This is a genomic window from Myxosarcina sp. GI1, from assembly GCF_000756305.1.
Taxonomy (GTDB): Bacteria; Cyanobacteriota; Cyanobacteriia; order Cyanobacteriales; family Xenococcaceae; genus Myxosarcina.
The window spans coordinates 1-1,640 of sequence record NZ_JRFE01000038.1 but is presented as its reverse complement, the minus strand read 5'-3'; the positions used below and the strand labels follow the sequence as shown (position 1 = coordinate 1,640).

The following is a 1,640-nucleotide window of genomic DNA, read 5'->3' as shown; positions in this document are numbered from 1 at the left end:
ACTATTGGACTTTGAGTAAAGAGCGATCGCCTACATCTTTGTTATATTTCTCATTAATACATCGAGCATTAAACATTGGATATCGAACAGCTTCGCACCAAATATCTCAGGTTGGTAAATGAAGAACTTCCAGCACAAGCCAAGCAGCGTGAATTTCCCGTAAGTTTGAATCACTGTTTTGCCAGAATTATTCTCGATAATTTATTCAATTGCTGTTGGTATGAGGTAATAGACCGCAAACAGGGTGCGGCTTACAAACAACTATCATCAGAACAGTTAGAAAAAGCTATAGAGATTGCCGAAGATATAATCGACAAACCCGATAGCTATGTTCGGCAATTAAATCAGAATAGTTTACGTTGGCGGAATAAGCTTTGAAGAGTAGAGCGCAATCGCCTTGTTGAGTTCGGTTTCAGTTCGTGCGGTAACGGCTATTCTCACTCGAAAAACCTTGAGGATACCTGGCTTTTAGTTTCTCCAGATTCATACTCGCAATCGTTTCGAGGTCTAAATCGAGTTCGTGAGCCAATACTGCAAGATACCAGAGAACGTCCCCTAGTTCCAAAGCAATTTTGTCGCGATCTAGTTCGTGACCATGCGCTAAATGCTTTTTCAGGTAGTCGATCGCCTCTCCAGTCTCACCAGCTAGACCCATACACCAGATAGCGATCGCTTTATCTTTTGAGTTTGGCTTACTGGAAGTGAGCAATGCCTTTTGCTGATAATCTTTAAAATCCATGTTTTTGACCTGTCGTACAACTTGTTAGATCTTGCACCAAAAAAACAATCTCTTAAAAGTTGCTCCTATTTATTAGCCTTCCGCCACTCCCAAGGTGCTTGATGGTTGCCATTCCAAACACCTAACTTTTCTTCTCTAGCTAACCGTTCGGCGATCGCGTAATCATTTCCCGTCGGACAATTAGCCGAATACTTTTCGTAGTGCCAAGCATAGCCATCTCTGACCATCTGAAGGTTGAGATTAATTGCCGAACTGCGTCTATCGTGGGCGTAAACCTCTGCAACAGTCCTGCCGTATCTGTCCTGTTCTATGGGTACGAGTAGCAGTTTGCCATTACTCCGTTCTACGAGCGATCGCAAGTGGTCACGAGATTCAATGCCTAATTTTTGCTTTTTCTCAGGCGCATCGATGCCACAAAATCTAATCTTTAATTCTTCGTTTCCCCGAACAACTCTCAAAGTATCGCCATCATAGATACTTCCTGGCTTGAGTTGCCATTCCTCGAACTTTTGCCCATCTTCTACGGTTGTAGGTTCTGATGTTTTATCTAACTGTGAATAAGCGGCAAGTCCCAAACCGATAAAGAGAGCGATCGCATTGGCAAATGTTTTAAACTTCATTATCGAGAGCTACAGAAGGCAACGATCTTACTGTTCCCCAATTAAGACATTAATCATTCCTTTCTAATCCAGCGATTGCCTTTGAATTTCCAATCTTTTAATCTCTCTACTACATTTGGTATAGCATGACCATCACGACGATAACGATAGATGAAGATGCTGCTGAGATTTATCAGACTGCTCAATTCGTCATCGCTCAACCCTTCTCTTTCATCTGCTGGTGGTTCTGGTTCTGGTTCTAGCTCTGGTTCAGCTTTAACAGCAACGGTATTAACACCCGA

Annotated in this window: 3 protein-coding genes and 1 pseudogene; 1 reads left to right on the top strand and 3 read right to left on the bottom strand. The window is 42.5% G+C overall.

Annotated elements, in window-relative coordinates; genetic code table 11:
• The first annotated feature begins 75 nt into the window (after nt 1–75).
• Entirely contained in the window at nt 76–378 is a 303-nt protein-coding gene (locus KV40_RS25125; RefSeq protein WP_036487116.1) for a hypothetical protein, read from the top strand.
• Nucleotides 379–412: 34 nt separating this feature from the next.
• Here KV40_RS25125 and KV40_RS25120 read toward each other — a convergent pair whose 3' ends face one another.
• The 3 genes and pseudogenes from KV40_RS25120 to KV40_RS35840 form a co-directional block, all read right to left on the bottom strand.
• A complete protein-coding gene (locus tag KV40_RS25120) occupies nt 413–739 on the bottom strand; it encodes a nucleoside triphosphate pyrophosphohydrolase family protein (RefSeq protein ID WP_036487113.1) in 327 nt (108 codons plus the stop codon).
• 65 nt (nt 740–804) lie between these two features.
• Nucleotides 805–1,359 (bottom strand): thermonuclease family protein, encoded by a 555-nt coding sequence (locus KV40_RS25115; RefSeq protein WP_036487111.1) that lies wholly within the window; start codon nt 1,357–1,359, stop codon nt 805–807.
• Nucleotides 1,360–1,412: 53 nt separating this feature from the next.
• Nucleotides 1,413–1,640: pseudogene (locus KV40_RS35840) on the bottom strand (hypothetical protein); the annotation flags it as partial.

Excerpts from the sequence above, each read along its gene's own strand:
- KV40_RS25115 (WP_036487111.1), bottom strand. The coding sequence starts at position 1,359 with ATGAAGTTTAAAACATTTGCCAATGCGATCGCTCTCTTTATCGGTTTG.
- KV40_RS25120 (WP_036487113.1), bottom strand. The coding sequence starts at position 739 with ATGGATTTTAAAGATTATCAGCAAAAGGCATTGCTCACTTCCAGTAAG.